The sequence below is a fragment of the Pseudomonas sp. NPDC078416 genome (assembly GCF_050268485.1).
Taxonomy (GTDB): domain Bacteria; phylum Pseudomonadota; class Gammaproteobacteria; order Pseudomonadales; family Pseudomonadaceae; genus Aquipseudomonas.
In genome coordinates, this window is sequence record NZ_JBNNGV010000015.1 from 37,515 (window position 1) to 45,767 (window position 8,253).

General features: G+C 61.4%; 6 protein-coding genes. 1 reads left to right on the top strand and 5 read right to left on the bottom strand.

All coding sequences use genetic code 11. The features are described from left to right. The first annotated feature begins 85 nt into the window (after positions 1-85). Positions 86-1,318: a sugar MFS transporter gene (locus ACQKEN_RS14945; protein ID WP_427686557.1), complete on the top strand. Its 1,233-nt coding sequence runs from the start codon at positions 86-88 to the stop codon at positions 1,316-1,318. A gap of 394 nt (positions 1,319-1,712) precedes the next feature. Here ACQKEN_RS14945 and fhuF read toward each other — a convergent pair whose 3' ends face one another. The 5 genes from fhuF to ACQKEN_RS14970 form a co-directional block, all read right to left on the bottom strand. Further along, positions 1,713-2,426: a siderophore-iron reductase FhuF gene (gene fhuF / locus ACQKEN_RS14950; protein ID WP_427686559.1), complete on the bottom strand. Its 714-nt coding sequence runs from the start codon at positions 2,424-2,426 to the stop codon at positions 1,713-1,715. 42 nt (positions 2,427-2,468) lie between these two features. Beyond that, on the bottom strand, positions 2,469-3,302 hold the full coding sequence (locus tag ACQKEN_RS14955; RefSeq protein ID WP_427686561.1) for a formyltransferase family protein: 834 nt from the start codon (positions 3,300-3,302) through the stop codon (positions 2,469-2,471). A gap of 11 nt (positions 3,303-3,313) precedes the next feature. After that, positions 3,314-4,306 carry a TauD/TfdA family dioxygenase gene (locus ACQKEN_RS14960; protein WP_427686563.1) on the bottom strand — a complete coding sequence of 331 codons (993 nt, stop codon included), beginning with the start codon at positions 4,304-4,306 and terminating at the stop codon, positions 3,314-3,316. A gap of 37 nt (positions 4,307-4,343) precedes the next feature. Continuing rightward, positions 4,344-4,544: an MbtH family protein gene (locus ACQKEN_RS14965; protein WP_074885105.1), complete on the bottom strand. Its 201-nt coding sequence runs from the start codon at positions 4,542-4,544 to the stop codon at positions 4,344-4,346. A gap of 1,316 nt (positions 4,545-5,860) precedes the next feature. Continuing rightward, positions 5,861-8,077: a TonB-dependent siderophore receptor gene (locus ACQKEN_RS14970; RefSeq protein ID WP_427686565.1), complete on the bottom strand. Its 2,217-nt coding sequence runs from the start codon at positions 8,075-8,077 to the stop codon at positions 5,861-5,863. Between the last annotated feature and the right edge of the window lie 176 nt (positions 8,078-8,253).

Here is an 8,253-nt window from a genome sequence, read left to right on the forward strand (position 1 = left end):
TCCGTGGATTGATGCGAGCCCGGCATTAACCAGGCACCTGCTTCATCACGCTGCACGCTTTAACAACAACAAAAAGGAGAGCGTTATGTTGACCAAACAAAGCAAAGTCCAGACTGGGGTGTACCGGCACGCTGAGCCGTCGGTGCGGGTGGCGTTGATGCTGGTGACCAGCCTGTTTTTCCTCTGGGGCCTGTCGTATGGCCTGCTTGATGTGCTGAACAAGCATTTTCAGGAAACGCTGCACGTCAGCAAGGCCCAGTCCGGGCTGCTGCAGGCGGCCTACTTCGGCGCTTATTTCATCATCGCCCTGCCCGCCGGCTTCCTGATGGACCGCTTCGGCTACAAGGCCGGGATCCTGCTGGGCCTGTGTCTGTATGCGGCTGGCGCGTTGCTGTTCATGCCGGCGGCCAATGCGGCGAGCTTCCCGTTTTTCCTGTTTGCGCTGTTCGTCATCGCTCTGGGGCTGGGTTGCCTGGAAACGGCGGCCAATCCCTACGCGACCGTGCTGGGCGATCCGAAAGGCGCGGAGCGTCGGCTCAATCTGGCGCAGTCGTTCAACGGCCTCGGCCAGTTCGTCGGGCCGCTGCTGGGGGGCGCGTTGTTCTTCGGCGGCAGCAACGCGGGCAGTGACAACAGCTCGCTGCAAACGACCTACGTGGTCATCGCGGTCATCGTCCTGCTGGTCGCCGCGCTGTTCGCCCGCACGCCGATGCCCGATCTGCGCGAGCAGGAATCGAGCATTCAACGCCATGATAACAAGACCCTCTGGCAGCACCGTGAATTCGTTGGTGGCGTGGTCACGCAGTTTTTCTACGTGGCGGCGCAAGTCGGCGTGGGCGCGTTCTTCATCAATTACGTGACCGAACACTGGGCGAGCATGACCAGCCAGAGCGCCGCGTACCTGCTGTCGGTGGCGATGATCTGCTTCATGTGCGGACGCTTCTTCAGTACTTGGCTGATGGGGCGCATCCCGGCGCAGCGGCTGCTGATGGTCTACGCGTGGATCAACGTCGCGCTGTGCGCGGTGGTGGTCAGTGGGGTGGAAAGCCTGTCCGTGGTGGCGCTGGTCGCGGTGTTCTTCTTCATGTCGATCATGTTCCCGACCATCTTCGCCATGGGCGTGAAAAACCTCGGCCCCCACACCAAACGCGGCAGCTCGTTCCTGATCATGGCCATCGTCGGCGGCGCGCTGATGCCGTATTTCATGGGGCTGGTGGCGGACCACTTCTCCACGGCGCTGGCGTACCTGCTGCCGCTGGGATGTTTTGTGGTGGTGGCGTTTTATGGCCGTAGTGGATTGCGCGGGCGGGAGGCGTGATCTCGCTTTTGCGGTGTGGCGACTGGCGCTTTCCCGGCTGAAGCCGGTCCCACTATCGAGTTTCAGCCAGTCCCAATGATCGTGCCCACGCTCTGCGTGGGTATGCATCCCGTGACGCTCCGCGTCGCCTCGCGCAAAACCCGGAATGTGCGTCGTTTCATCGACGCAGAGCGTCCGGGCCTGCATTACCACGCGGAGCGTGGGAACGATCAGACGCCTTCCCGGCTGAAGCCGGTCCCACTATCAGGTTTCAGCCAGTCCCAATCGGTGTGCGCGACGCCTTTGTGGGACCGGCTTTAGCCGGGAAGAGGCCGGGGGTATCACCCTCACTTTTGCGGTGTGAAGACCGACGCTTTCCCGGCTGAAGCCGGTCCCACAGTGTGTGCGCGGTCAGTCAGGAGAGCGGGCAGTTGCCGCAATAGTCGAGGCCTTTTACCCGGTAACGGATGCAGCACACGCGGCGTTGGCGCTTTGGTTCGTCTTGCCCTTCGACCTTGAGGTAGCGCACGGGTTGGTAGAGCGGATTGCGGCGTCCGTCGGGGAGAAGATGCGCGTTGAGTAACTGGTGACCATGGGTCAGATCGGCATGGGGCATCGCAGTGGCGAGCACGCCCAACAGCCACTCGAAATAGTTGCCGGCGTTGCTCCACAGCACTTTCGGGGACAGGCGCACATGCCGGGCCAAGGTCTCGATGAACGGCCTGAGGTGATGGTCGAGCAACTCATCGAAACGCTCGAAAGCATCGGCCGGGGTGGGCTTCCAGCGCTGTCCTGCATCAGGCAGTTTGAACGCGGCAGGCAGGCCATCGTCGCTGAGGATCAGTTGTACTTGATCGAGGTGCAGCGGCAGGGGCTGGTTGAGGATCAGCGACGCGGCCACCACCGGCGGAATCAGTTTGATGAAGTAGTACTTGCACCAGATCGACGCCAGTCCGCGCGGGTCGCTGTCGGGATAGGCGCTGCCGAAACGCGTCAGCACCTCATTCAGGTATTCGCTGGTCAGAAACGTGCGCAGGGGCACGCCGACTCGGGGATCGTCGGGCAGTACGAGGACGTCGCGATAGTGCTCGAAATCGGCAATGAACAGCGGCGCCAGCGCAGGAATCATGGGCTGATTCCCTGCGCCGACGGGCTGTTCAATTGAGCGCGATCAATGGGACTGTTGCCGTGCCAGCACCCACAACCCCTGCTCCAGCGCGGGGAACAGGCTGTTGTTGAAGTTGTTCCAGCGCAGTTCGAGGATGGTGTCGTCCGGCGCGATGGGCGTGTCGAGCACGTCGAAGACCACCTCACCGGAATCGATGCCGGTGTCGACGTAATGGAACGACGCGCCGGTCATGTTCACTACCGGAATGTCGACCATCTCCCGCGTGGTCCAGTCGACCACTTTCTTGCCCCGGGCGCCGTACAGCGCGTCGAGGGTGGCATAGGCCCCGCGCCGCTCGTACGGCGATTCCAGGCGGGTGATGCCCGGGTGCACGTTGAAGATGCGCCGATGGAAATCAGCGCCTTCGCGCACCAGTTCATCGAGGATCACCAGCAACCCGTCCAGCACCACGACGTCGGCTTGCAACGCGTGCAGCCGGTCGCCGAGGCGTCGCTCGAAATCCGACTTACCGGCTGGCCGCGCGCTGTCGTCCAGGGGCAAGGCGCGGTAGCTCGACGGCACGTTTTCCAGCAGGTCATCGACCTTGCGTCCCTGTACCGTCAGGCCCGCCGGGTAGAACCAGTGGGCGCCCTGCCCCGGCGCGAAACCGTAGTCCTTGATGCTCTCGCGGTCCCGTGCGGACTCGGGGTTTTCGTCGTAGATGATCGCTTCCAGCGAGTAGTGATCGCCGAGGGCGGTGTCATTGAGCGCCTTGACCAGGTACTCCAGGGGCGAGGTCATGTAGCGCTGTTCGCCATGGTAATCGACGTATTGACCGGCCTTGTCCGCCGCTGCGTTACGCAACGACCAGACGTACACAAGTTTGGTTTTCTGCATGAATATCGGACTCAGGAAAGGGTGTGCAGGGTGTTGCCGCTGACGCCTTCGGCCATGGCAACCACGACTTTTCGTTCGCCGCTGAACGGCTTGCGCGAGTGCGCCGTGAGCATGTTGTCGAGCATCAGCACGTCGCCGGTCTGCCACGGGAAGACCACTTCGCATTCGCTCAGCACGCCGCGGATCTCCGCCAGGGCGTCGGCCTCCAGCCGGCTTCCGTCGCCGTAATACACGTTGCGCGGCAAGCCTTCTTCGCCGACGGTGTCGAGGAGGATTTCCTGCATCTCCTCGTCGAGGTTCGACAGGTGGAACAGGTGCGCCTGGTTGAACCAGACCCAGTCTTTGGTGCGCGGATGCTGGGCCACGCCTTGCACCAACTGTCGGGTGCGCAGGTCGCCGTCCTCGTTCCAGTCGCAGTGGATGCCTCGGGGGCTGCAGTAGGCTTCGACGTCGCTGTGGCGGTCGGTGTTGAAGACCTGCTGCCAGGTCAGGTCCAGGCCGTTGCCGTAGTTGCGCACGTACATGAGGCGCTTTTCTTCGAAGCGTTTGCGCAGCGCGGGGCTGATGCGCTGGAACACCCGGCGGCTGTCGGCAATCGGCGTCTCGCCTCCGCTGATGGCGGCTTTGGCGCAGTAGAAGAAGATGCGCATGGGCCATTCAGTGGTGTAGGCCTGTTCGTTGTGCAGCGGGATCGAGCGGTGCGCCGGGTATTCGGTGGAGGTGTAGACGCCTTTGCCATCGACCTGGCTGCGCGGGGTGGAGCCGAATTCGTAGTTGAGCAGCGGGTGGCCGAAGGAGGCGGCGAACTGCTGGAAGCCTTCGACGCCTTCGGGGGTGAAGCCGCTGAAGAGGATGGCGCCGTCGCGTTCCAGCGAGTGGTCGACGACGCTGCGCAGGGCGTCGAATTCGGCGGCCAGGGAGACGCCGGTCCGGCCGGGCTGGACGCGCAGGGGGAAGCCGGCTTCAAGGCGCAGGCGTTCGGGGGTGAGCATGCGCATGTTCATGGGCGTTACGCTCCTGATACGTCGGAAAGAGGGGGAATCAGGCCATGGCCTTGCGCAGGCTGAGGGGGCGCATGTCGGTCCAGACGGTTTCGATGTGGTTGAGGCAGGTTTGTTTGTCGCCTTCGACGCCGACGCTTTTCCAGCCGTCCGGGATGGCTTTGTAGTCGGGCCAGATGGAGTACTGTTCTTCGTGGTTGATGACGACCCGGAACTGTGTGTTTTCGCTGTCGAAGCTCATGTGTAATCCCTCGTGGTGTTGGAACGGCGCAGGTAAGCGCGCCTTACCTGAAAGACGAACGAGGGGGCTGGATGGTTAGTGGTTTTCAGTAAAAATCTGTTGCCGCGTGAAGCTTGAAGATCAAAGTCAGGGGCGTCTGCCTGGGGGCAGACTGTTTCGCCTTCGGCGACTTACTTTTGAAAAGCACCAAAAGTAAGCAAAAGTGCCTGCTCCTGGTTGGGCCCCTCCTTCGTCGGGGTTCCTTCACTCCGGTCTCGCTCCGTGGGCCCGCCGCCATCCGCCATCCATGGCGGGGGGCGGCTCTCGCGGCATCCATGCCGCTCGGCCCACGGACCGAGACCTGCGTTCAGCCTGCACCCAAGTCGCGTTTGGCGGTGACTGGGCTTTTTGTGTACGAAGATCAAAAGCAGATCAAAGGCAGATCAAAGGCTTCCCGGCTAAAGCCGGTCCCACTAACAGCACCGCGTACACCCGTAGGACCGGCTTTAGCCGGGAAGCTTTTGATCGTGATCGTTCCCACGCTCCGCGTGGTAATGCCGCCCAGGACGCTCCGCGTCCCGTCTTCGGTGGGGTGACGCGGAGCGTCACGGGATGCATGCCCACGCGGAGCGTGGGCACGATCAGTACAGGGAGGGGGTGCAATCAGCAAAAATTGTTGGCGCCTCGGCTGGCCTCTTCCCGGCTGAAGCCGGTCCCACTAAAAGCACCGCGTACACCCGTAGGACGGCTTTAGCGGGGAAGCTTTTGATCGTGATCGTTCCCACGCTCCGCGTGGTAACGCCGCCCAGGACGCTCCGCGTCCTGTCTTCAGTGGGGTGACGCGGAGCGTCACAGGATGCGTGCCCACGCGGAGCGGGGACACGATCAGTACAGGGGGGGCTATCAGCAAAATGGTTGGCGCCTGGGCTGGCCTCTTCCCGGCTGAAGCCGGTCCCACAAAAAGCAGCGCGTGCAGCCAGTGGGACCGGCTTCAGCCGGGAAGCCGTTGCCGTTGCCGTTGCCGTTGCTTTTGATCTTCATACGCAGGAAGCCCAGACGACACCCATCGCGACTTTGGTGCAGGCTGAACGGAGGTCTCGCGGAGTGGGCCGAGCCGCATGGATGCGGCGAGAGCGCCGTCAGGACATGGATGTCCGTTCGGCGCGGGCCCACGGAGCGGGACCGGAGTGAGGGTATTCCGACGAAGGAGGAACCAAGCCAGGAGCAAGCACCCTTGGTTACTTGGGGTGCTTTTCCAAGTAACTCGCCGAAGGCGAAACGTCTGCCCCTAGGCAGACGCTCTTGATCTTGATCTCTCGCTACGCAGAACTAAGGAATTACCAGCGGAACGCCACAGTTCCCAGCACCGTCCGCTCTTCGCCCCAATAACACCGACCCGCGTTATTGCAGCCGCTCACATACTCCTTGTCGAACAGATTCTTCGCATTCACATCCACCGACCAATGCTTATCGATGTCATACCCCACCAACGCATCCACCAGCGTCACATCACCCGTCTTCAACTTCCCGTACAACGTCGGCTTGGTATACGCGAACGTATTGTCGAAATAACGCACCCCGCCACCCACACGGAAACCGCTCATCGGACCGTCCAGGAAGCGATACGTCGCCCACGTACTCGCCTGATTACGCGGTATGCCGGTCAACTGATGATCCTTGAACAGCGAACCCGCCGTGTCCTTGGTCACTCGGGCATCAGTGTACGTATACGAAGCCGTCAAACTGAGGTTCTTCGTCACATCACTGTTCATCTCAAGCTCGACGCCCTTCGATTCGCTCTTGCCGACTTGACGGCTGAATCCGGTGCTATCAGGCACCACATCGTCGGTCTTGGTGAGATTGAACACCGCCGCGCTGAAGGTCGTGTTCCAGCCCCTCGGCTCATACTTCAGGCCCATCTCGTACTGCTCGCTCTTGATCGGATCGAACAGCCCTCCGGTCGGACTCGACGATTGCTGTGCCGGGGTAAACGCAGTGGAATAACTGACATAAGGCGACAAGCCATTTTCAAACTGATACATCAGCCCGGTTTGCCAGCTGAACTCGTTATCCCATCCGTCCAGGTCCGTCGCAGCCACTGCCGGGCTGTTGAGACGCGCGGCGCTGGCCCGGTTGCGATATGTACTGTTGACGAAGTCCTGACGAGCGCCCAACAGATAAATCCAGTTGTTGTATTTGCTCTGCAACTGGCCATACGCGCCGTACATCTGCTGGTCCAGCTGGGAGTTCTGCACGTAGCGGGGGGTAGCGGGAGGTGTCGACGAAAACACCGGGTTGAATACGTTGTAAGTGCCGCCGTTTCCGACTGTCCAGTCTTGATTAAATGAGATACGGTCGTAGCTCGCGCCCAGCAACACGGTGTTTTCCAGTGCGCCGGAGGTGAAGTGGCCTTCGAACTGGTTGTCCAGGGAATAGGTGATCGACTTGTTGTCGCGGTCGTAAGCTAGGCTGCTCAGCGTGCTACCGAAGCCAGAATTACTAAGGTCACCTGGCCAGGTCTCGTGACGGTCCAGGCGCGATTCCATGAAGCGTGAGTTCTGGCGGAACTGCCAGGTGTCGTTGAGCTGGTGCTTGAACTCGTAACCCAGGGTCCAGGTTTCGCGCTCGAAGTCGTCCCAGTTCGGGTTGCCGTTGAACTGGTCCTTGCCGATCTTGCCGTTGACGTTGTTCAGCAAGGTCCCCGCAGCGGGGTAGCCGAGCAGCAGCTTGGTGCGGTCGCGCTGATAGGACGAGAGCAGGGTCAGCGCGGTGTCTTCGTCGAAGTTGAAGGTCATCGACGGCGCGATGTAAATGCGGTCGTCCGGCACCGAATCGACCTGGGTGTCGGCGTTGCGGCCGAGCATGACCACGCGGCCGAGGATGCGGTTATCGTCGGTCAGCGGACCGGACACATCAAGGGACAGTTGCCGACGGTTGTTGCTGCCGTAGGTGAATTTGGCTTCGCCCTGGGCGGTTTCGGTCGGGCGTTTGCTGACCAGGTTGACCAGCCCGCCCGGCGCGTTTTCACCGTAGAGGATCGAGCTCGGGCCGCGGAACACTTCGGTGCGTTCCAGACCATAGGGTTCGGTGGTGGTGTCGTAGCGGTTGCCTTGCAGACGCAGGCCGTCCTTGAGCAGGCCGTAACCGTAGTCGGTGGCGTTGTAGCCGCGAATGGAGAACAGGTCACCCGCGAGGCCGTCGCCGACGGCAAAGGGCGGGGCGAAGATGCCGGGGACGTAACCGAGGATGTCGGTCAGGCTTTGCGAGCCCTGATCCTGAATGCGCTGACGTGTCACCACTGACACCGAGCGCGGGGTTTCCGACAGCGGTGTGCTGGTCTTGGTGCCGGCCGTGCTGTTTTTCACCTGATAGCCGACGGTTTCCTGCCCTTCGGGTGCTTCACCGGTGACCACCGAATTCTGCAGCTCGATGGTGGCGCCCTGCTCGGCCTTGACCGGGGCATCCGCCGCCCATGCCGCGCCGTGGCAGGCGACCGTTGCGACCAGCGCCGCCAGGGCATTGACCTTGAATTGACCCTTGTTATTGCTCGCCATCCGAACTCCCCCTCCCTTTCAAATCACACGGGGCAATGCCCCAAAATTGACTGCTAATGTCAAAAAAGCGTGAAAATGTAACAAAGAACGTTTCTCATTACCATTCTTATCATAAAAAAAGGGCGAAGGGCCATCGCGGCTCCTACGCCCTGTTTCAACGCTTTTACAACAAAGAT

What these genes read in the sequence shown, in the direction of transcription:
- ACQKEN_RS14965 (WP_074885105.1), bottom strand. Translation starts at nt 4,544, where the DNA reads ATGAGCTTCGACAGCGAAAACACACAGTTCCGGGTCGTCATCAACCAC.
- ACQKEN_RS14955 (WP_427686561.1), bottom strand. Translation starts at nt 3,302, where the DNA reads ATGCAGAAAACCAAACTTGTGTACGTCTGGTCGTTGCGTAACGCAGCG.
- fhuF (WP_427686559.1), bottom strand. Translation starts at nt 2,426, where the DNA reads ATGATTCCTGCGCTGGCGCCGCTGTTCATTGCCGATTTCGAGCACTAT.
- ACQKEN_RS14945 (WP_427686557.1), top strand. Translation starts at nt 86, where the DNA reads ATGTTGACCAAACAAAGCAAAGTCCAGACTGGGGTGTACCGGCACGCT.
- ACQKEN_RS14970 (WP_427686565.1), bottom strand. Translation starts at nt 8,077, where the DNA reads ATGGCGAGCAATAACAAGGGTCAATTCAAGGTCAATGCCCTGGCGGCG.
- ACQKEN_RS14960 (WP_427686563.1), bottom strand. Translation starts at nt 4,306, where the DNA reads ATGAACATGCGCATGCTCACCCCCGAACGCCTGCGCCTTGAAGCCGGC.